Annotated in this window: 17 protein-coding genes; 16 read left to right on the forward strand and 1 reads right to left on the reverse strand. The window is 60.4% G+C overall.

The window, feature by feature from the left end:
* Positions 1-166 precede the first annotated feature (166 nt).
* Positions 167-1,348, reverse strand: coding sequence for a cytochrome P450 (locus BXA07_RS28435; protein WP_076573058.1), 1,182 nt, complete (start codon positions 1,346-1,348; stop codon positions 167-169).
* A gap of 369 nt (positions 1,349-1,717) precedes the next feature.
* On the opposite strand from BXA07_RS28435, the gene BXA07_RS28440 reads away from it, so the two are divergent.
* The 16 genes from BXA07_RS28440 to BXA07_RS28510 all read left to right on the forward strand — a co-directional run bounded on the left by BXA07_RS28440 (position 1,718) and on the right by BXA07_RS28510 (position 20,608).
* Positions 1,718-1,915 (forward strand): ferredoxin, encoded by a 198-nt coding sequence (locus BXA07_RS28440; RefSeq protein ID WP_076573059.1) that lies wholly within the window; start codon positions 1,718-1,720, stop codon positions 1,913-1,915.
* A 20-nt stretch (positions 1,916-1,935) separates the two neighbouring features.
* Positions 1,936-3,120 carry an NAD(P)/FAD-dependent oxidoreductase gene (locus tag BXA07_RS28445; RefSeq protein WP_212592385.1) on the forward strand — a complete coding sequence of 395 codons (1,185 nt, stop codon included), beginning with the start codon at positions 1,936-1,938 and terminating at the stop codon, positions 3,118-3,120.
* Positions 3,121-3,209: 89 nt separating this feature from the next.
* Complete coding sequence (locus BXA07_RS28450) at positions 3,210-4,256, forward strand: CobW family GTP-binding protein (RefSeq protein ID WP_076573061.1); 1,047 nt, start codon at positions 3,210-3,212, stop codon at positions 4,254-4,256.
* A 67-nt stretch (positions 4,257-4,323) separates the two neighbouring features.
* Positions 4,324-5,061 (forward strand): GntR family transcriptional regulator, encoded by a 738-nt coding sequence (locus BXA07_RS28455; RefSeq protein WP_083708601.1) that lies wholly within the window; start codon positions 4,324-4,326, stop codon positions 5,059-5,061.
* A gap of 137 nt (positions 5,062-5,198) precedes the next feature.
* A complete protein-coding gene (locus tag BXA07_RS28460; RefSeq protein WP_083708602.1) occupies positions 5,199-6,263 on the forward strand; it encodes a phosphotriesterase family protein in 1,065 nt (354 codons plus the stop codon).
* Entirely contained in the window at positions 6,260-7,231 is a 972-nt protein-coding gene (locus tag BXA07_RS28465) for a phosphotriesterase family protein (RefSeq protein WP_076573063.1), read from the forward strand. Before BXA07_RS28460 ends, BXA07_RS28465 begins: the two co-directional genes overlap by 4 nt.
* A 33-nt stretch (positions 7,232-7,264) precedes the next feature.
* On the forward strand, positions 7,265-8,383 hold the full coding sequence (locus BXA07_RS28470) for an FAD-dependent oxidoreductase (RefSeq protein WP_076573064.1): 1,119 nt from the start codon (positions 7,265-7,267) through the stop codon (positions 8,381-8,383).
* 1 nt (position 8,384) lies between these two features.
* The gene (locus tag BXA07_RS28475; protein ID WP_076573065.1) at positions 8,385-9,326 is read left to right on the forward strand and encodes an alpha/beta hydrolase; all 942 of its coding nucleotides are present in this window, start codon (positions 8,385-8,387) and stop codon (positions 9,324-9,326) included.
* Complete coding sequence (locus tag BXA07_RS28480; protein WP_076573066.1) at positions 9,323-10,258, forward strand: MBL fold metallo-hydrolase; 936 nt, start codon at positions 9,323-9,325, stop codon at positions 10,256-10,258. Before BXA07_RS28475 ends, BXA07_RS28480 begins: the two co-directional genes overlap by 4 nt.
* A complete protein-coding gene (locus BXA07_RS28485; protein ID WP_076573067.1) occupies positions 10,255-11,946 on the forward strand; it encodes a CocE/NonD family hydrolase in 1,692 nt (563 codons plus the stop codon). Before BXA07_RS28480 ends, BXA07_RS28485 begins: the two co-directional genes overlap by 4 nt.
* Before the next feature lie 182 nt (positions 11,947-12,128).
* Entirely contained in the window at positions 12,129-13,112 is a 984-nt protein-coding gene (locus tag BXA07_RS28490) for a SphA family protein (protein WP_076573068.1), read from the forward strand.
* Positions 13,113-13,179: 67 nt separating this feature from the next.
* A complete protein-coding gene (locus tag BXA07_RS28495; RefSeq protein ID WP_076573069.1) occupies positions 13,180-14,328 on the forward strand; it encodes an MFS transporter in 1,149 nt (382 codons plus the stop codon).
* A gap of 31 nt (positions 14,329-14,359) precedes the next feature.
* Positions 14,360-15,961 carry a methyl-accepting chemotaxis protein gene (locus BXA07_RS31720; protein WP_139335833.1) on the forward strand — a complete coding sequence of 534 codons (1,602 nt, stop codon included), beginning with the start codon at positions 14,360-14,362 and terminating at the stop codon, positions 15,959-15,961.
* Positions 15,962-17,041: 1,080 nt separating this feature from the next.
* The gene (locus BXA07_RS30590; RefSeq protein ID WP_139335834.1) at positions 17,042-17,287 is read left to right on the forward strand and encodes a hypothetical protein; all 246 of its coding nucleotides are present in this window, start codon (positions 17,042-17,044) and stop codon (positions 17,285-17,287) included.
* Entirely contained in the window at positions 17,284-18,066 is a 783-nt protein-coding gene (locus tag BXA07_RS30595; protein WP_139144080.1) for a hypothetical protein, read from the forward strand. Before BXA07_RS30590 ends, BXA07_RS30595 begins: the two co-directional genes overlap by 4 nt.
* Before the next feature lie 1,852 nt (positions 18,067-19,918).
* Positions 19,919-20,608 (forward strand): DUF6988 family protein, encoded by a 690-nt coding sequence (locus BXA07_RS28510; RefSeq protein WP_083708604.1) that lies wholly within the window; start codon positions 19,919-19,921, stop codon positions 20,606-20,608.
* The last annotated feature ends 505 nt before the right edge of the window (positions 20,609-21,113 follow it).

Consider the following 21,113-nt stretch of genomic DNA (forward strand, 5'->3'; position numbering starts at 1 on the left):
CCTGTCCTCGATCTGGAGCATCCTCATGGCGGTGTGTGAGGACATCGCCCTGTACTACGGGGGATCGGTGATCGCAGGCGGGCTGATCGGAGGTAAGCATGGATTGTCATGAACGCCATATGCCAGCTCGTGGCTGGCGTCGGTGCGGCAATGGGCGATTTTCCCGCTACGCAGGCACTATGTCGAACATGGGCAGCTTGTCGAGTGCCAGGCTCGAATTGTTGATTTTGCGAACTGCAGGGCCAATCTTGAAGCTTTTTACGTGTTTGATCAGCGCCTCCAGGGCGGCATAAATCTCCAGGCGGGCAAGGCCTTGCCCGGCACAACTGTGCACCCCGTAACCGAATGAGAGGTGATCCAATGGGTTGCGCTCGATGAGAAATTGCTCCGGATTCTCGAAGTGCCGCGGGTCATGGTTGCCGGCACCAAACAGAAGGGCCACCTGCGAGCCCTTCGGTATGACGGTGCCGTCGATGTCGACATCGCGCGTGGTATGCCGGCCCGTGGCAATCATCAGCGCGCAGTACCGCAGCACTTCATTGAGCGCGGACGGCACCAGCGCGGGATTTTGGCGCAGCAAGCGATACTGGTCCTGGTGCTGGCCGAACAGATGCAAGGCATTGCCAATCGTGGCAATGGTTGTGTCGAGGCCGGCGGCGACGTACTGGTGAATGATATGGCCGCAGCTTTCTGGCGGAATCTCGCCTCGTTGCGCTGCTGCAAAGATGCTGTGACCGATGCTTCCTGGCGCCAGCTGGTCAATGCTCAGTTGCGACGCCCATTGGTACAGCTGCCCCGCGAGCGGAAAGTTCGCTTGCGTGCGGGCATTCATCGGACCGAGCACGTTGAAGGCGGCCGAACCCCATTCCAGGATGTTGCGGCGTACGTGGTCGTCGTTCACGCCGATGAGGTCGACGACGATTTGAAGCGGCAGCTCGCGCGCCAGATCCTCGATGCCGTCAAACGTACCCCGGGCCACCAGTTGGCGCACGATCGTATCGGCCTTCAGGTCGATCGCATCCTTCATCCCACGCAATGCACGCGGGGTCAGGTTTTCCGACAGCGTGGCGCGCAAGGTCGTGTGCAGGGGCGGATCGGTGGCAAGTGTGGTGCCAGCGAGCGCCTGGTTCACGCCCTCGTTGAAGCCAACTGCATTTTCCGACGAAAAGGTCGCCCAGTCACCGAGTGCATCACGAATCGCCGCGTAGCGGGTCAGCGCCCACACGTTCGAATGGGTGAGTTTTACCACAGCAGCCTGATCGCGCAGGATGGCATAGCTCGGGTAAGGATTGCTCAAATTGTCGTCAGACCAAAGGTCAATGTCTGATGTCGCAACGGTTTTTGTCATCTTGTCTCCTCATGTTCAGGTTGGTTTTTACTACTTGGAACGCTGTTTTTTTTCTGCGGCTGACTGATTCCACGCCTGGCCTGCTTCATGCGGCTACCCGCCCGGCAGAAAGCCGACAGCGGTGGCGCCGCATCACTGCCGATCCGGTGTCTGCGATTGTTGTTCTAATGAATCCGGCGTGCTCAATGGAACTTCATTGCTTGGGCAGCGCTGGAAACAGCTGCAGCTCAGCGGATTTTTTTAGCCAAACTCGCTTAATCCGTATATTATAATAATATGCAAATGTGGATGACGGGAGATTTTTTACCGTCACAACGCAAGCCTCGAAGTGGCCACAGAGCCAATTTTTTTGACACCATAGGAGACAATATGCAAATTATTCTGGACCACGCGCGTTGCGAAGGGCATGGACTCTGCGCAGAGGTGGCGCCCAAGCTCATGCACCTCGATGACAAGGGAAACCTGATTCTGGACGTGGAGCAGGTCGACGACGCCGATCACGCCGCAGTGCAGGCAGCAAAGGCGGCGGTACGGGTTTGCCCGGTTGCGGCCCTGAAACTTTGCTAGGCGTGGCGGCGATGACTGGCATGGACAATATCGTCGTGGTCGGCAATGGCATTGCCGGAACCACAGCAGCGACGACCCTGCGCGAGCACGGCTACCGCGGGCGGCTCACGATCATCGGCGCCGAGAAGCACGCACCCTATAGTCGCCCCGCGCTTTCCAAGTCGGCGCTGCACGAAACGGGCGCCGGCGATACCATCGTGTCCCACTTGCTGCCTGCGGCAGACCATGAGGCGCGGATACTGCTCGGTGTCGCGGCCACCGGACTCGATCTGGCCAAGCGCCGGCTGACACTGAGCGACGGCGGGACTTGCGACTTCGACGGCCTGGTCATTGCAAGCGGCATCCGCCCGCGCAAACTGCGGCCCGACCTGCCTCACGAGAAGACGTTCCGGAATATCGAGGATGCGCAGTGCGTGCGCGTGCTGTTGCGTTCGAAGCCGCGCGTTGCCGTCATTGGCGCAGGCGTGCTGGGCATGGAACTGGCGAGCGCCTGCGCTGCCGGCGGCAGCCGCGTGAGCGTGATCTGTCGCGGCAAACCGATGCAGGCAAGCCTTGGCAGTTACCTGGCAGAGCTGATCTCGGGCGCCGCCATGCGGCACGGGGTAAAACTGGTGCCATCCCAAGCGCTGGACGTACGTGATTCAGTGCATGAGCACGGCGCCTGCGACGTCGTGCTGGCCGATGGATCGACCGTCACCGCTGACCTGGTCCTCACGGCCATCGGTGACGTGCCGAACACGGAGTGGCTGGCGAGCGCGGGCTTGCTGACCGACGGTGAGCTGCGGGTGGACAGTCGTGGCCGACTGGCGCCGGGCGTGGTCGCCGCCGGCGATGTCGCGGCCATTCCTGGCCGCAACGGATACAGCCGCGTGCCACTCTGGATGACTGCGATTGCGCAGGCCAAGGTGGCCGCCCAGGCCTTGCTGTTTGGCGACGCGGCTCCACCACTCGATCACGAGCCATACTTCTGGACAGACCAGTTCGGCCTGGCGATCAAGGTCTGCGGCCCGTTGCCGGTGACGGGCGCGCCAGAGTACATGACCGGCATGCCGGACGCCGAGCCCGCCCTGATGCGATGGCACAATGGCGGCGGCGCCGGTACCGGCGTGTCGGTCAACTGCCGTATGCCCATCGCGAAACTGCGCGCGCTTGCCCGCCAGTCGCCGTTGCTCGCGCAAGCCACGGGCGACCTGGTGCAGGGGTAAGCTGTGGCAGCGCCGACGTGGCAATCGTTGCGCAGGGGACAACGCAACGATTGCCTATCCCATCCGATTCACTACCAAGGTTAAGCACTATGGCAATTACTCCCGTTACCATCCTGACCGGCTTTCTGGGTTCCGGCAAAACGACGCTGCTCAAGCGCATACTCAGCGAGTCGCACGGCCAGAAAATAGCAGTCATCGAAAACGAGTTCGGTGAGGAAAACATCGACACCGAGATCCTGGTGACCGACAGCGACGAACAGATTATTCAGATGAGTAACGGCTGCATCTGTTGCACCATCCGCGAAGACCTGCGCAGCACGCTGGCCACGCTGGCCGTCAAGAAGCATGAAGGCCTGCTGCACTTCGATCGGGTGATCATCGAAACCACCGGCCTGGCAGACCCCGGCCCCGTCGCGCAAACCTTCTTCATGGATGACGAGGTGGTCGAGTACTACCTGCTCGACTCCATCGTCACGCTGGTGGACGCCAAACATGCACAGCAGCAGCTGAGCGACCGCCAGGAAGCACGCCGGCAAGTCGGCTTCGCAGACCGGATCTTTGTCAGCAAGGCCGATCTGGTCGATGGCGTGGCGCTGGCCGCACTGACGCAACGGCTCCGGCACATGAACCCGCGCGCGCCCATCGAGATGGCGCACTTCGGTGCTGTGCCGCTGAGCCAGGTGCTGGATCTGCAGGGCTTCAACCTGAATGCCACACTAGACATCGCGCCCGATTTCCTGGCTGCGGACGAGCATGCGCATGGCGCTTGTGATGATGCGCATGGCAACTGCGGCCATGCATCGCATGCGCACAGTCATCACCACCATCACGATGATGACGTCAAGAGTTTCGTCTACCGGGCCGAACGCCCCTTCGATCCGGCGCGACTGGAAAATTTCCTGGGTACGATGGTGGAAAAATATGGCCCGAACATGTTGCGCTACAAGGGAGTGCTGCACATGCACGGCACCCACCGCAAAGTGATCTTTCAGGGGGTGCACCAGGTGATGGGCAGCGATATGGGGCCAGCGTGGAAAGCTGATGAAGTGCGCGAAAGCAAAATGGTGTTCATTGGAATCGACTTACCCAAGGACATCCTGGTGCAGGGCCTGGAACAGTCGCTGATGGTGCCTTGAGCCATGCGCGACAGTGCAACACATCATGGGCTGTACATTGGTATAACAATAGGCTAATATGAGCAGCATGAATGCCATCGACCGAAGCTCCACCGTTCCTCTGTACAGCCAGATCAAGCAAATCCTGATTCGTGAGTTGCAGGGCGCCCAAAACGGCACAGCGCCCACCCTCACCGAGGCGAGCCTGATCAAACGTTTTCACGTCAGCCGGGCTCCCATTCGGCAGGCCCTGAAAGAATTGGTCGATGACGGTTATGTGGTGCGCCAGCGCGCCAAGGGAACCTTTCCTGTGCGCGGTGTGAATGTCCGTCTCCCGCCCGCCATGGAACTTGGCGGCCTTACCCGCTATCTGGCAGAACTGGGACTGGAGCCGACCTCGCGTGTCACCGGCCTGGCACGGGTGGCCGCGCCCGAGGAAGTGATGACGGCACTCGGACTCGAGTCGCCCGAAAAGCTGCTGTACATCGAGCGCGTCATCTCGGTCAAGAATGCGCCGCTTGCCTTGGCCTATACCTATCTTTGCACGCCACCGGATTTTCTTCCTGATATAGCAACGCTGGAGCGCACCGGCACCGTGTTCGCCATCATCGAGCAAGAACTGGGCGTAACGTTCACGCGGGGCGAGCAGCAGGTGTGGGCTGCCGCCGCGAGCGCGGAGGAGGCCGCTGCACTGGAGGTCGACGTGGGCGCGCCGGTGCTGGTGACGGTCACCACCATGTTTACGAGTGACGGGCAATCCGGCGGCTGGCGGCGTGCCTTGCACCGCGCCGAAGACTTCAAGTATTCGTTCGCCTTGAGTCGTTGACAGATAATTTTTTTTGCCGCAAACTTTGGTATAACAATACAACATTACAACAATCAAAAGGAGACCTCATTTGAATGATGCTACTAATTCGCCGGCAGGAGACAAGCAGCCGGCCTGTGCACTGAAAGGAGCCGCACATGTGCGTTAAACACAGCAAGGGCGCGCCCGAGGCGATCCCGCCATTCACCTCGCTCTTCCTGGCGCAGCCCGGCCCCAGGAGCCTCGACACACAGTCGGTCAATACGGTACTGGGCCCGGTTGCCGCCAGCGACCTCGGCGTCACGCTGGTGAGCGAATCGCTGATGTATGTGCTGCCGGGCGCGCAGTACGCCTACGACATCCGGATCGACCGCGCCGAGGTATTCGATGCCATCGCCGCCAAGCTGGTCGCGTTCAAGGCGGCCGGTGGCGGCACCATCGTCGACGCCACCGGCATGTTCGAAGGCCGCGATCTGCGCCTGTACGAAGCATTGTCGCGCGCTACCGGCGTGCATATTGTGGCGTCCACCGGGCAGGGCCCGGAGGCGATGCTTGGCGGCTACTTCCTGACGCCGCAGACGAATCCCCCGGCGCCTTGGCCGGCGCACAAGTTCGCCGACATGTTTGGACGCGAAGTGAACGAAGGCATGGTGGTGCCACGCCTGGAGCGCCGCGCGCCTGCCGGGATGATTGCCACGGCGGTTAGCGTCAGTGGCATGACCGCGACCGATGGCAGCCTGGTGCGCGGTGCCGCGCGCGCCGGCGCCACTTATGGCGTGCCGGTATCCATCCGCTGCGGCGCCGATGCCGTCGCGGAACTGCAGCTGGCCATCGACGAAACGCTGCAGCCGGAACGCATCGTGATGGCGGACATGGACCGGCGCGATGCCGTTGCCAACGACTGGCCGATGGCGGTGGCGCGCGCGGGTGCATGCGTGGGCATCAATCACGTGGGCACCACCGATTCCCGCTATCTCGACGATGCGGAACGCGTGGCCCTGATCGTCAAACTGATCGGCGCCGGTCATGCCGGCCGCATCCTGATCGCGTCGAGCGCCACGGGCGTTGCCTTTGGTGTGGCTGGCAATGACATCCCGTATAGCCACGTGCTGACGCACTTCCTGCCCATGCTGCGGGAGGCGGGCGTGACGCAAGAACAGATCGAACAAATCCTGATCACTAACACGGCGCAACTATTGAGCGTCACTGGGGAAGTCAAATGACGCGCGTGAACACGGTGCTTGGCACTATTTCAGCTTCGGAACTCGGTTTTGTGGCCATCCACGAGCACATCGGCTACGGCATGCCTGGCTGCGAACTCGACAGCCGCTGGTGGAAAACCCCGGAACAGCGCTATGAGGATACGGTGCCGAAGCTGCGCGCCTTCCATGAAAACAGCAAGCCGTGGGGCGCGGCGACGTTTGTGGAAGCGACCGGCATCTGCAACGGGCGCGATATCGACTATTACAAGTCGCTGTCGGACAAGACCGGCGTACACATCGTCGCCAGCACGGGGTTTGTCGGTGGCGATACGGCCTTGCCATTTTTCGAGCAGGCCAGCGTCGAGTATCTGACCGATCAGTTCGTCCATGAAATCACGGTCGGCATCGGCAACACGGGGGCGAAAGCCGGCATCATCAAGGTCGGCGTCAGCCGGGGCTTCAAGATGAAAGAGCTCGACCTGCGCATCTACCGCGCCGCAGCGCGCGCATCGCGTGTCACGGGCGCGCCGATCTTCACCCATCTTGCGGTCGATTCGGCGCCGGCGCTGGCCATTTTCGCCGAAGAGGAGCTGCCTTGCCACCGGGTGCTGTTCGGCCACGCTGACGACGGTGTCAGCCAGGGCAAGATCAACGAGAAAGGCATCCTGGATGCCGGTGGGCGGATCGGCTTCGATACCTTCGGCTACGACCTCGAGCTGCCTGACCCGCCGTTCTGGGGCCGCCATCGCCAGGAGCGCTTGCAGCACTTCCTGCGTTTCCTCAACGATGGGCTGGTGGGCCAGGTGCTGGCCTCGGCCGATGCGAATTGCTCGCCGCTGGGCTGGGCCGGCGTAAAAGGCCACACGGTCAACTATCTGTTCGAGCAACTCCTGCCCGACTTGCGTGCCGAAGGCATCGCAGAGACGGTCATCGACCAGCTATTTGTGCACAACACCGCCGATTTCCTGGCGTTGCAACCGAATCCATAACAGTAAAAACTAATCTCAAGAGACGAGAAAACCATGTCACCAGATACGCTGAAGAACCTCAATATTGCCGTTATCGGCGCCGGCTATGCAGGCGCAACCGCAGCACTTGCCTTGGGCCGCCTGGGCGCCAAAGTTACTATTTACGAACAGGCACAGGAAGTGAAGGAAGTCGGCGCCGGCATCGGCCTGCGTCCCTCGACCATGGACCAGTTCCGCAAGCTCGGCATCTTCGATGCGATCAATGCCGTCACGTCGCCAAGCGACTATTTCGAGATTTTGCTGGCCCATGGCCAACGGATCGCGATGGAAGAGTGGCCTGAAAAGGAAGCGTTTGGCGCCACTACCCATTTCGTGCATCGCGGCGACTTCATCGATACCTTGCTGCGCGTGCTACCGGAGGGCATCCTGAAGATGAACCACCGCCTGGCCAGCATTATCGACAATGGCGACAGTGCCACGTTGACATTCGAAAACGGCGTCACGGTCAATGCGGATCTGGTGGTCGGTGCGGACGGCATCCGTTCGCAAGTGCGCAAGCATCTGTTCAGCGACAAGGCCCCGGTGTTTGCCGGCGAACACGCCTATCGCGCCGTGATCCCGGCTGCCGACACGTTCGGCATGGTTGACGACGGCAACCTGCGCATGTACGTGGGGCGGGGCACCAAAATCTACCTGCTGCCGCTGCTGCACCGCAAGGAAGTGTCCTTTGACATCACGTGCCTGGCGACGGATTCCACGCCGGCGCCGGCATGCGACCGGGACACCCTGATTGGCATGTTGGAGAGCTTCGACGAGCGCCTGGTCGCGATCACGAAAGGCCTCGACATGCGCCAGGTGAACTTGCGCGCCGTGTACGACATCGACCCGATCCCAAGCTGGCATTCAAATGCCGTGGTCCTGATCGGCGACGCGGCGCACGCGATGCTGCATCACCAGGGGCAGGGCGCCAATTCGGCCGTGCTCGATGCCGGCGCGCTGGCCGATGCGCTCGCAGAGGCAGCTTCGGTTCCCGCCGCACTGGCGCAATTCCAGGCCGACCGCAAACCGGTCACCGACGAACTGCAACGCCTGTCCCGCCAGGGCTGGAGCGAGGACGAGATCAATTCCGTCTTCCCCAACCAGCACCAGGGCGAAATTGGAGCGAGGAGCTGATATGGCACTGCATCCTGTTGTTGCCCAGTTTATCGCCTCGCTGCCGCCACCGCCGCCCGGCCCCCTGAACCCTGCCGCCATCCGGGCGGCAGACGAAAGCCACGTCAAGCCGGTGGCCGAGCGCCAGCCGGTGCACGCGGTCGCCGACCGGGTCCTGCCGACTGCCGCCGGCGAGGTGCCCGTGCGCGTCTACACGCCGACGGCGGCGCCATCGCACGGCGTCATCGTGTATTTCCATGGCGGCGCGTTCTTTCTGGGCAGCCTCAACACGCACGATCATGTGGCGCGCGCCCTTGCCAATGCGAGCGGCTGCGTCGTCGTCTCGGTCGACTATCGCCTCGCGCCCGAGCACGCCTTTCCGGCAGGGCTGGACGACTGCTACGCGGCGCTGCAATGGATCGCCGAGCACGGCCGCGATCCAGCCAGCGGAATAGGATGGAATGGCCAGACGCTGGCCGTGATGGGCGACAGTTCCGGCGCCAATTTCGCCGCCGCGGTGGCAGCAAAGGCGCTTGACGCAGGCCTGCGGTGTATTACGCACCAGGTCTTGTACTACCCGTCGCTCGACCTCGACTTCGATGTCGCGCGCTACCCGTCGCTCACCGCCAACGCAGTGGGCAACGGGCTGGAGACCGCTGCGCTCAAACCGTTCAATGCGTTCTACGTCGACAGCGGCGCCGACCCGGCCAATCCGCTGGTCTCGCCGATCAAGCGCACCAGCCTCGCCCAGCTGCCGCCGGCACTGATCGTGACGGCGCAATACGATCCACTGCGCGACGAGGGCGAGCTGTATGGCCGCATGCTCCGTGACGCCGGGGTGCCGGCCACCGTCCGCCGCTACGACGCGGCCGCGCATGGTTTTGTCCAGTATTTCTCCTGGCTGCCCGAGTTTCAGGGCGTGTTTGCCGAGACGGCGCATTTCCTCAACGGCGGGCAACGATGAGCGCCGTGGACGTACACCCGCTGTACTCGCCGTGGGGGCGTTTCGGCCTGTACAGCTTTTTCATCGACGGCAGCGAGCCGGCCATTATCGACACGGGCATCGCTTCGTCGCCAGCCGACGGCATCGCGGCGGCGCTTCTGCAACTGGGACGGCGCGTGGAAGACGTGCGCTGGATTTTTCTCACGCACGGGCATATCGACCACATTGGCGGTGCCCATGCACTGTGGGAAATGACGGGCCGCCAGGCCAAAGTCGTCATCCACGAGGCCGACGCGCCGTTCCTGCGCTCGCGCCGCACCCACGTGGACGAATACCTGGCGGCGCGCGGGCGCTATATCAATGATGTCGATGGCGAAGCGAAGCTGACAGCCATCTGTGAACGCGCCATTTCGGGCGAAATGGAGCCGCACCTGCTGGTGCGCGACGGCGACGAAATCGTGCTCGGGCCGGACGTGACGATCCAGGTCCACTGCGTGCCCGGGCATACCGCAGGTTCCGTGGCGTATGCCATCAAGGGGCAGAACGACGTGTTTGCCGGCGACGCCGTGCAGATCCACGGTGCTGCCAACGGCTTTCCCAGTTACGCCGATCCCGACGCCTACCGCGCCAGCCTGCTGCGTCTGCGCGACGTCGTCAAACCCGAGCGGCTGTTCCTCGGCCATCCATACCGCAGTCAGGGCGCGGAATCGCTGGGCGTCGTGCTCGACCGCGAACAGGCGGCAGCCAAGATCCAGGAAAGCCTCGACATCGAGACCAGGGTGCGCGCGGCCGCCGCGGAAAGGGGCCTCGATAGCCCGGCTGTCGGCGGCCATGCCTGTTCACCGTTTTGCGGCATTGCCCAACTGCTGCGCTACGAGGGCGATCCGACCCTCGAGCCTTCACCATTTTTTACCACCATGCACGGCTATTTTCACAAAGGTTATCGGTCATGATTGTTGTACATAAGGATTTACGTGTGCCGATGCGCGATGGCGCGCACATGGCGGCAGATGCTTACCACGCCAAAGGCGATACCCCGCGCCCGGCGCTGATTGCACTGAGCCCGTACGGCAAGGAACTTCAGGCCCTGGCGCTGACCATGCCGCCGCAGCGCCGTCCGTCGCCGTTGTGGGATGGCTGCATCGAGGCCGGTGACATCGCGCGCGTCGTCAAGGAAGGCTATGTGCACGTGATCGGCGACGTGCGCGGTTCCGGCGGTTCCGAGGGCGAACACATCGGCAACTACAACGCCGGTGGCGTGCCGCTGGGCCAGGACGCCTACGATTTTATCGAATGGGTCGCGGCCCAGCCCTGGTGCAATGGCTCGGTCGGCATGATCGGCATTTCGTACTTCGCGTCCATGCAGATTTTCGCGGCTGCCGAACGGCCGCCGTCATTGAAAGCGATTTTTGTGAGCGGCGGCCACTTCGACTTCTATGAAACAACCTACCACGGCGGCATCATGTGGTTCATGCCACGTGCCGCACGCGAGGGCCGGGGCGGCGATTCGGGCTGGGCCTTCACGCATCGCCACAAGTCGCGCATGCTCGAGACTTACCCGGAGGAGGAGATCAAGCGGCGCGTGGCCGAACGGCTGGCCGATCCCGATGTGGCGGCGTGGCCCAATCTGGTGCATGTACTGAACTACCCAATTCACCACGAGTCCTGGTTCGACATCATCATGAACCCGCTCGATGGCGAGTGGTATGAAGAGCAGAACCCGATCAACCTGGCGAAGAACATCGACATCCCGGTGTACTTGCAGATCAACCAGGGCCGCGGCTGGACCGTCGACGGCACGATCGAGCTGTTCGACGTGTTGCAGGGCCCGAAGAAACTGGAAATCGGACCGTACCCGCCGATGCAGACCCGCCCCTGGGTGGACGATCACGACACCATGTTCCGCTGGTACGACTACTGGCTGAAGGGCATCGACAACGGCATCATGGATGAGCCTGCGGTAAAAGTGCATGTCGAGGGCAGCCGGCAGTGGGCCACGGGCGAGCATTGGCCCGTCAAGCAGGTTGCGTACCGCCCGGTGTACCTGCGTACCCGTGGCAAGCTGGCTTTTGAGCCGGAACCGTATGGCCCCGAGCACGCCCATCCCGACGGTTTTTACCAGGCGCCGCTGACCATCACCGACAAAGTCGAAAAGGTCACCTGGTCCACCGAACCGTTTGCCCAGATGGCATCGATCCACGGCGTGGGTGCGGCGCACCTGTTTGTCGCCATCGACCAGGACGATACCAACCTGATCCTGCGCCTGTGGGACGAGGCGCCCACCGGCAAACGCCAGCTGGTCACGACCGGCTTTCTCAAGGCGTCGCATCGGGAACTCGACGAGCGGACCACCGAAGGTAATCCGTACCACCCGCATACGCGCAGCATTGCCGTGCAAGCCGGCGAAATCAACGAATACGTCGTGCGGCTGTCACCCTTTGCCAACGACTTCCGGATTGGCCACAAGCTGGTCGTCGAACTGATGTGCAATGAACCGCTGGTGGACGAGCACAACTCGCTGCTGCCGCCGGATGCCTATCACCTGCCGGTCGGGCGGCCGGTGCAACACAGCATATACCGCGATGCCACGCATCTGTCGCGTCTTGTGCTGCCGTTTGTCGCACCGCCAGCCCCGCAGTAAGCGGCGAAAGAAGCCGCTCGTTCCGTCATTGGCATTCTCCAGGCACGCCTGCCCGGGACGTTCCTCGTTCCAGGCAGGCGGCTGTCGGATAGTCGCGCACGATTTTTCATGAAAGGGCCAGATAACCAAGAAAAAAATTATTCCTAGAAAAAAAATAAACCAATTTCAGGAGACAAAATTCAATGAACAAGCATCTCACATCGCTCGCCCGCATCCTGCCAGCTCTGGCGCTGGCCATAGCCATCCCTGCCGTGCAGGCATCAACGCTGCAGCCGTCCGGCCTGAACCTGGGTGGCACATCCTTCATGGATGGCTTCGGCAAGGCCGGCCCCGGTTTCGCCTACATCGGCCTGCTGCAATACCGCAATAACGACAAGTTCTACGACAATGACGGGAACGACAACCGGGCCTTTTCCAAGCCCAAGCTGCGTTCGACCGTGATGCTGAACCAGCTCGCCTATACCAGCGACATGCAGGTGTTCGGCGGCCTGCTGGGCGCAACCGCGCTGCTGCCGGTGGTGCGGCTGGGATCGTCGGCCGCGCCCGATTCATTCATCCCGCTCACTTCGCCCGAGAACACGAAACTCGGCGACGTGACGCTGGGACTGTTCCTGCAAATGCCCCCGGTCTTCGAGCATGGCCGTCCGGTATTTTCCCAGCGTTTTGAAGTCGACGTGATCGCCCCCACCGGCCAGTACGACACCACATACACGGCCAACATCGGTTCGAACAGCTGGTCGTTCAATCCGTACTGGGCGATGACGTTCCTGCCAACGCCGGCACTCGAACTGTCGACGCGCCTGCATTACCTCTACAACGGACGCAACACGGATCCCGGCTTCGGCCCGGCGATTCGCCATGTGCAGGCAGGGCAGGCCGTGTGGGCCAACTTTGCCGCGTCCTACCAGGTTGTTCCGAACTTGAACGTTGGCGTCAATGGCTACTGGTTTCGCCAGATCACGGACGACAAGCTGAACGGCGGACGCGATCCGGTCAGCGGCGTCATGGCCCGCGGCGTGCGAACCACCGATCTGTCGATGGGGCCGGGCCTGTTGTGGAAAGCAGGCCCGAAAACGCTGGTGTTTGCCAACGTGTATCTGCCCGTGACGGTCAGGAACACGCCGGGCGGCTTGCACCTGAATTTGCGCCTGATCCAGGATTTCTGACGCGATGACGAACCTATTACAAGAGCATGGGCGGGACACGATGATGGTATCAGGCACAAGCACGGTCATGGCAGCGCGAACGCGCGCCGATGGCTTTACGAAAGGCAATATCTGCGCGCTGCTGCTGGGGCACTGCGCCGGCATGCTCGACCTGGTGGCGCTGCCGTTGTGGGTCGGCGCCAACCTGATCGGCTTTTACCACTTCGACCCGCAAAAGGCGGGCCTGCTGGCGACCGCATTCCTGCTGTGCGCCGTGGTGGCGAGCATGCTGCTCGCGCCGCAGTATGGCCGCCTGTCGCCGAAGACGGTGACGGTGGTGGGCTATACCGTGGCGGCGCTGGCCTTCGTGGCGCTGGCCACCGTCGCGGGCGACTACTATCCGGCGATGCTTGCGCTGCATGCCATCGGCGGATTGGGCGCCGGCAGCGCGCTGACGATGGTCGACGGTAGCATAGGCCGCAGCGACAATCCCCACCGCATGTTTGCCTATGGCGGCGTGGCCGTGGCGCTGTTCGGTATCGTGGTGCTCGGCGGCGGGCCGGTCATCATCGCCAGGGCAGGTGGGACGGCGCTCTGGTTCGTCTTCGCTGGCGTGATGGGGCTGGCGGCCCTGCTGGCACTGGCGGCCTTTCCAAAGGTGCCGGCGCCCCGGCAGCCTGCAGAAGGGGCCACGCGGCGCATTTCGCGCAACGTCTGGTTCGCGATCATCGGCATGAGCATCCTGTGCATGGCGCACTCGATGATTTTTCCGTTCATCGAGCGCATGGGCATCGAGCGTGGCTACGGAGCGGGCCTTGTCGCCGGCGTGCTGGCGTCGATAGGCTTTGCCAACCTGATACCGTCGCCGCTGGCTGCGCTGCTCGAGCGGCGCTTGCGCCCCGAGCGCGCCATCGTCGGTGGTGTCGTGTTGCACATGGTGCTGGTGGTGCTGGTGACCCAGGTGTCCCTGCTCGAGGTGTACGTGCCGCTGGTGGCGATCCTGACCGCTCCCATGTTGTTCGTGCACACCTTCCTGTTCGGCCTGATGGCCCGGCTCGATCCCAGCGGGCGGGCAGTGGCGGCAACCCCGGCGATGCTGATGATCGGCTCGGCGGTGGGGCCGGCCCTGGGCGGCACGCTGCTCGTCGCCTTCGGTTATGGAGGACTCGGTATCGGGGTGGCGGCATTCGGGGGCGTGGCGGCGCTGTTCTTTTCACTGATCCGTGCCAGCCGCTAGGCGCCCGCGCAGATCTGCCTTGGTCATTGCCATGATTCCACGACTTCATCTCAGCATCGCAAACCGGCTCCGTCTGGGCTTCGGCCTGTTAATCGTGATGATCGTGGTGATTGCCTTCACGGGCATGCGCTCGGTCGACCGGCTCCATCAGGGCACGAACCAACTGGCCGGCGACGCGTGGCCCCGGATCCGCCAGGCCGTGACGGCGCTCGACAGTGCCCGCCAGAGCATGAACGATCTGGGGCAGATCGCGGCCGCGCCCGCAGCGCAGGTTCGCGCCGCAGGCATGCAAGGGTTCGAGCGCAGCCTGGCCAAGGTCGACCAGGCCCTCGGGCAACTTGAACTCTCGCTGACGGAGCCGCAGGCGAGGGCGCTGCTGGCCAATGCGAAACAGCGCCGCGACGCCTACGTCGCCGTCGCCATGCAGGTCCGGCAACTGGCTGGCGCGGACCGGCCGGACGAAGCGCGGGCGCTGGCCTTCGGCCCGGCCACGCTCGCGTTGCAAGCGTTCGCCGCCACGCTGGCGCAACAGGTCAGTCTCCAGGAGCGTCAGTTCCATGGCGCCGCGGAGCAGGCAAACACCATCTTCGCCGATGCCGTCAAAGTGGTTGGGGGCACCGAGGCGGCAGCCGTGCTGCTTGCGCTCATTGCCGCGGTGGTGATCACGCGCTCGGTGGTGCGGCCGCTTCGCCGTGCTGTGGAGGTGGCGTCCGTGATCGCCACCGGCGACCTGACAGGCGTGATTGAAACCGGCCGCAACGACGAGGCAGGCCGCATGATGCAGGCCATGCGGACGATGAACGCAGCGCTCGGGCACATGGTGGCGCAGCTGCGCTGCAGCAGCGACGACATCGCGGCCGCTGCGCGCGCAATCGCCAACGGCAACCTGGAGCTGTGCGCGCGCACGGAGCAGCAGGCCGGCGCGCTGGAGGAAACGGCGTCGTCGATGGAGCAGATGACAGCCACTGTCAGGCAGAACACCGAACATGCCTTGCAGGCCAACGTTCTGGCCGAGCATGCGTCGCTTGCCGCGTGCAAGGGCGGGCAGGTCATGGCGCAGGTGGTCGACAACATGGGCGCCATCAGCACGGCGTCGCGCCGGATCACCGATATCATCTCCGTCATCGACGCGATCGCATTCCAGACCAATATCCTGGCGCTCAATGCGGCCGTGGAGGCCGCACGTGCGGGCGAGCAGGGGCGCGGCTTCGCGGTCGTCGCCAGCGAAGTGAGGAATCTGGCCCAGCGCTCGGCCGCAGCGGCAAAGGAAATCAAGGAACTGATCGGCGACGCGGCCAGCAAGGTGGACACAGGCTTGCATCTCGTGGCTGAGGCGCGCACGACGATCGATGACGTGGTGGCCGGCGTGCTGGGTGTCAGCGGGATCATGGGCGAGATCAGCCGGGCCAGCGTGGAGCAGCAGGGCGGCATCATGCAGATTGGCCAGGCGATTGCCGGCATCGACACGGTGACCCAGCAAAACGCCGCCCTGGTCGAAGAAGCGGCCTCTGCCGCCGCCAGTCTCACCCAGCAGGCCGAGGCACTGGCTGGGCTTGCGGCGCAGTTCAGGACCGGCGCCGCGGTTGTTGGCGATCGCCGCGATCCGCAACTCGCCTGGACTGCGCCAACGTAGCTACGCAGGTCGACCGCCGCCGGCGCGTTCGACCTGCCGATCACGCCGCGTCGGGCTGATTGCCGGGTAAGCCGACAGCCCGCAATGGAAGCGGCGCACGTTGCAGAGCTGCGGCACGTGACAGCAATCGGCCGTCCTAGATTTTCTTCGTTGCAGTATTTGCTGCAATCGCCTTCCGAGCAGCGTGACAGGCTGCCCGTTATAAAAGTCACGGACTGTCCCGGCCGGCCGCTACCGCCACTACCGACGTGGCTCATCATTCACTCTTCCTCTTTTCATGGATTTGACGTTTGAGGCGGGGATCGTGGAGATGAGGAGGGACAACCGTCGAAGAACCCACGCAACCCTAGGAAGTGCAACGTCATCGCCAAAGTCAGGAGCAGTGTAGGAACTACAGACTTGCTGCGTACTTTCAGGAGTCCGAACTGATAAATGCATGTTGCTATTTGCCATGAACCATAGTCAGGCCCGACCGTGCTAGATCATCGTAGGCCGGCGCTACCAAGCAGTCCAAAAATGCCACCAGGTGCGTGCTGTTACATTAAACAACGCATCGGGTGGACCTTGCCTTCCGTGATAATCCGTATTATCACCGTTGCCGTCGTTGTCATGTATTGCCTGTGGCTTCAATCGTTCAACGTAACAATTTAACTTAAATGCATCGTTGCAGAACGGAAATGATGCGAAGGACAACTCAAATCGATTGCGCCGCGACACGCGAAATCCGAGATTAACGTTGCAAGAGGTTTGGCCATGGGAACGTTAATGCACGTACCTGCCGAAGCCGAAGCCACTATTGCTTGAGCGTGCCATGAATCGCTGCAGGGCAGGGGATAGTCAGGCCAGAGCCGAGCTCATCGGTGGATCAGGCAGCGACGAGATCGCGTACCAGGTGCCTAGCAGGACACCCAGGCTCCTAACAAGATCCACCGTTTTTTCATCTTTCAAGAACCAAGGATCATCTATGTCAAACCGTACTCATCACTCAAGAATTCTGTATATTCATGCAGCGTCGTCAAAGTTGAGGAGACGACGATCACTATAACAATAGAAAGTGTGGATATGATGGGAGCTAAAAAAATGAAAAAGAACAAGCCCGCTGGCAGTGGCTTGGATACGCTTGAAGTCACCAGGCGTTCAATTCGGGCCACCGGGATACGCACTGCCGTGCTCGTTGTCGTAGCTTTGGTTATTCTTGGGATTACTTATATCTTTGTTAACTTTGGAAAGCCGACTACAACAAATTTTATATCGGGGGACAACGGCACGGCTATTGGGCAGGCCAGGGATGTAACGATAAGTAATGGCCCAAAGGAAAGTGAATGATTCGTCACAATATAGCTGCGCTGGCCATCGCATTCTGGTGTGGACTCGCTTCTTGCGCTAATACGACTACAGTTTCCGGAAATAACCGAATGGCTTTTGGCCAGGCCCGGGATGTAACAATTAAGAATGACAATAGGTCTACAAACATTTTGCAAACGCAATATACGGTCTATAATCTGGCTGACGTTTCTAAACTGAACACCTTACAGCGGCACCAGAACGCACTCCTGATCGCCGAACATCCGACGAAATTGATTGTCGCATCTGCAAATTTCGTACAGTGGACATCAGACCCTGAGCTATTTCTAACCATCACGTTCAGCAATGTAAGCAAACTCCCCGCACTTAAGGTTGAATATGGATTTTCCGACCAAATGCACGTAGGCCCCTCAAGAGTTCCCCGATTCGTCGCAATAAAGCACAGTTCCACAGTGCCAAAAAACCGGAAGTTGGAATATCAAATTGATCCGACCGAAGAAATCCTTACTCCGCTCATCAGTATGTCCGATTTACGTAAACTCCTCAAACTGAAGAACGATTATTGCATTGTCATACCTCGCGTCTTAAACGAAGCAGGAAAATTTCCCAGTCTGCATTTCAAAGAAGGCGTCTCAAGCACAGCAATAGATTATGCTTTGCCGGTAGCCTACATATATCGGTCCATATTCGAACAAAAATACATTGTCAACGCTGTACTGTCAGTCATTGTCGCCCAGCGCGACACACTTATGCCACCAGGCCCAAGCGATGGCGATTCCTATCCGCGATGCCGCGACTAATTTCACAGCCTGCTACAGCTGGCCGACTGTTGCCGCTATGGTGCTCAGAAGCAGGAGCTCTGCAGCTAACTCGATGAGATATGCCATCCCTCGTCGTGCGTTCCTGCGAGGGATGGCCAGCTATTGTTTGAGCGAAGAATGAGTCTCTGCAGGACAGGGAGATAGACAGGCCAGCCCCGATCTCGTCGCTGGATCAGGCAGCTACGAGATTGCACACTAGATGCTTGGCAGGATACCCAGGTCACTAACACGATCCATCGGGTTTTCATCTTTCAAGAACCATGGATCAAGAGAGTCTAAGCTATTGGCGGCGATTCAGCGCCACCGCCAACAGCTACGGGGCGAAAGACCCCAAATGCTAAAAATATCGGCCCATCGTGGCCCCAGCCATTACAATTTAACCACGCAACATTAGCTCATGTGCAGCTGTCACGATGGGCCAGAATGGGCGGTCACGTTCGCCGAAATACGCAGCAGAGCCGTGATGCGAGCTGATAGTGCTACTTCGTACCTTCTGATAGCTCAACTGGTAATGCCTAAGAGAGTGTCCATGGACGAACATTCGACAAGTGGGTACCAATACACGCTTCGCACGCAAGCCCAGTTGCGAATGCGCCGAAAAATGCGCCGGCTGTTGGTTGTTTTCGTTGCGCTTGTTTTTTTGGCGTGTTGTGTGTTCCTCATCTCAAATTATAGCGGCCGTCCGATTGAAACCGCCCCAATAACAAAGGCAGACAGTGTTGTCCCAACGCTGCCGGCGCCAGTCAATATAACGTTCTCGCCTCTTTGGACAGAACCAGGCTGGCTCGCGTGCGTACACGCGTACAAGGCTAAATTTGATCCCAAGAGACAAAAGCCTTTGTGGTACCGCTACGTCAATGGGCAATGCGCCGAAAACCCAAACCTTCCTCATGGGGGTAGCTGCTATATGATGATCCACGGGCCAGATCGAGGGATACGCGACCGCAAGGGCTACGAAGTGACCCTGGAATGTATGGTTGGAGGACGTTCCATGATGACTTGCTCTACGAGAAAGGATTATTACACGGACGAAGTTGTTGCCAGAATGCGCACCGACACACGGTGTTTCGGATTCCCAAATTTAACATCTGACTTTCTCACCTTGACGCCACCTTTGAAAACGCAGCCTGCTGAAGTCCGATGAGCCTGTTTCGAAGTTCGGAATTTCCTCATGCAGGCTCGCCGAAAGGCAAGGGTTCAACCAGAAGATCGCTTTATACGATCTCCACGGCAGGACATACGCGATTAACGGAACCGCGCGCTCCAAAGCCAACTAACATGGATGGCTCGACGGGTTCAAAATATTCTCGTCAGGATAGATCGAGGAAATGATGACGGAGGACGGCGTATCGGTCGACCATTCATCGATCAACCGATGGGCGATCCGTTTGCTGCAGTTCATCGAAAAAATTGATCTCAATCTCACGTCTGGGCCAGACGCGGCGGCGAACCCTAAACCGCCGACACTGCGACGACGTACCAAGTCAAAGTTGCCCCCCACACCATCAGCTGCAATGTCGCAAGGCGTTTGTCCATAGGGGATTTCTTACAGGAACCCGCCGAAGTTCAAGCCACCTCCTACTCGAGCGCGGCAGAAGTCGCTGCAGGGCAGTGCGATAAACAGCTCAGACCCGATCTCGCCGTTGGATCAGGCAGCGACGTCATCGCACACCAGGCGTCTGGCCGAACACCGGTGGCCCCATACCGATCCATCGGCTCATCATCTTTTAAGAACTATGGATCAGGAGAGTTTAAGCTCCTGGTGGCGATCAATGGAGAGGGAAGGCCACATTGAATATATTTGCGTTACGATAGCTCATAGCGCCCATTTATGCGCATGAACCTCCTCATTCTGCCATCTATGTCACCTAATACCGAAACCCTCTTGCAACGCTCGGCAGAGTTTGAACTTGCACTGCTCGCAGAATTTCCTGAACTGGAACTACGATTGGCTGATAGCGGCCCTAAATTGGAACTCGTAGCCACTGCAGCCATGGTCTCCTTAGAACACGGATCTGTGCTCAGGAAAGCATTTGAAATTGGGGCGCCAAACACTGGCGCTGCGCTATTGCGCCTGCAGTACGAAGCGCTTCTCAAAGCAGCATGGCTGCTTTTCGCGGCCACGCCCGACCAGGTGGATAAGCTGGCACAGCCTTTAGAAAGTGAGGCTGAGCAAGCAGCCAAGCGGCTACCAGGATACCTTGATATGCTGGCAGCAGTACAAAAGACTGGGCCTGCTGGACTCACACAGCCACTGACTGAGTTCAACCAACATTCACGACATGCGCTGAATTCGTTCGTGCACACTGGCATTCATCCTCTGAGCCGCACAATGGAAGGTTTCCCTCTGCCATTGGCGGAAAAGATACTCAAGTTTGCCAATGCTCTTAGTCATCTGGCCTATCGTGTCCTGGCGGTGCTGACAGGCGAGCAGCAGCGTATGAATCAAGTTACAAAGCTGTATATCGCCTTCGCAGATTGCCTGCCAATGACTACAGCAAATGAAAGGAATCCGACGTAGCTAGGAAAAATTTACCGGCTAAGTCTTGGACTTGAATCGCCGCGAGTTCGCTAGACGTTCTTCAGACGCTCCAAATACTGCTTTTCGCAATTGGGCGGGCTGGGGTTTCGTGATGACCAGCCACCACCATCGCGCAAAGCCTTCTATCTGGCCGAGCGCACAAAGCAGATGACGGGCTAGTTTATCGTAGCCAACTGTGCCGCTATCGCGCGCAAAAGCAGGAGCTCTACAACTGCCTCGATCGGAAAAGCCATCCTTCGCCGGCAGTTATGGCTAGGGACGGCCAGCTTTTGCTAGCGCGCGGTAGGAGTGTCTGCGGGGCAGGGGATAGCCAGGTCAGACTCGATCTCGGCGTTGGATCAGACTGCCGCGAGATCGCACGCCAAAAGCCTTGCAAGACACCCAGGTTCCGTAAGCGTAAATCCAGCACCGTCTTGAGCCCGGCAATGAATTAGAAGATGATGGCATCACACCGCTGGGAAGCGGCGTGTTTTTAAGCCGAAGG

This window comes from Janthinobacterium sp. TND4EL3 (assembly GCF_900156175.1).
In the GTDB taxonomy this organism is placed as follows: domain Bacteria; phylum Pseudomonadota; class Gammaproteobacteria; order Burkholderiales; family Burkholderiaceae_D; genus Janthinobacterium.

Bases quoted from the DNA above. Each gene is read 5' to 3' on its own strand.
- BXA07_RS28495 (WP_076573069.1), top strand. From the start codon at position 13,180: ATGGCAGCGCGAACGCGCGCCGATGGCTTTACGAAAGGCAATATCTGC.
- BXA07_RS28435 (WP_076573058.1), bottom strand. From the start codon at position 1,348: ATGACAAAAACCGTTGCGACATCAGACATTGACCTTTGGTCTGACGAC.
- BXA07_RS28450 (WP_076573061.1), top strand. From the start codon at position 3,210: ATGGCAATTACTCCCGTTACCATCCTGACCGGCTTTCTGGGTTCCGGC.
- BXA07_RS28480 (WP_076573066.1), top strand. From the start codon at position 9,323: ATGAGCGCCGTGGACGTACACCCGCTGTACTCGCCGTGGGGGCGTTTC.
- BXA07_RS30595 (WP_139144080.1), top strand. From the start codon at position 17,284: ATGATTCGTCACAATATAGCTGCGCTGGCCATCGCATTCTGGTGTGGA.
- BXA07_RS28475 (WP_076573065.1), top strand. From the start codon at position 8,385: ATGGCACTGCATCCTGTTGTTGCCCAGTTTATCGCCTCGCTGCCGCCA.
- BXA07_RS28440 (WP_076573059.1), top strand. From the start codon at position 1,718: ATGCAAATTATTCTGGACCACGCGCGTTGCGAAGGGCATGGACTCTGC.
- BXA07_RS28470 (WP_076573064.1), top strand. From the start codon at position 7,265: ATGTCACCAGATACGCTGAAGAACCTCAATATTGCCGTTATCGGCGCC.
- BXA07_RS28445 (WP_212592385.1), top strand. From the start codon at position 1,936: ATGGACAATATCGTCGTGGTCGGCAATGGCATTGCCGGAACCACAGCA.
- BXA07_RS28465 (WP_076573063.1), top strand. From the start codon at position 6,260: ATGACGCGCGTGAACACGGTGCTTGGCACTATTTCAGCTTCGGAACTC.
- BXA07_RS28485 (WP_076573067.1), top strand. From the start codon at position 10,255: ATGATTGTTGTACATAAGGATTTACGTGTGCCGATGCGCGATGGCGCG.
- BXA07_RS28455 (WP_083708601.1), top strand. From the start codon at position 4,324: ATGAATGCCATCGACCGAAGCTCCACCGTTCCTCTGTACAGCCAGATC.
- BXA07_RS28490 (WP_076573068.1), top strand. From the start codon at position 12,129: ATGAACAAGCATCTCACATCGCTCGCCCGCATCCTGCCAGCTCTGGCG.
- BXA07_RS28460 (WP_083708602.1), top strand. From the start codon at position 5,199: ATGTGCGTTAAACACAGCAAGGGCGCGCCCGAGGCGATCCCGCCATTC.
- BXA07_RS30590 (WP_139335834.1), top strand. From the start codon at position 17,042: ATGAAAAAGAACAAGCCCGCTGGCAGTGGCTTGGATACGCTTGAAGTC.
- BXA07_RS28510 (WP_083708604.1), top strand. From the start codon at position 19,919: ATGCGCATGAACCTCCTCATTCTGCCATCTATGTCACCTAATACCGAA.
- BXA07_RS31720 (WP_139335833.1), top strand. From the start codon at position 14,360: ATGATTCCACGACTTCATCTCAGCATCGCAAACCGGCTCCGTCTGGGC.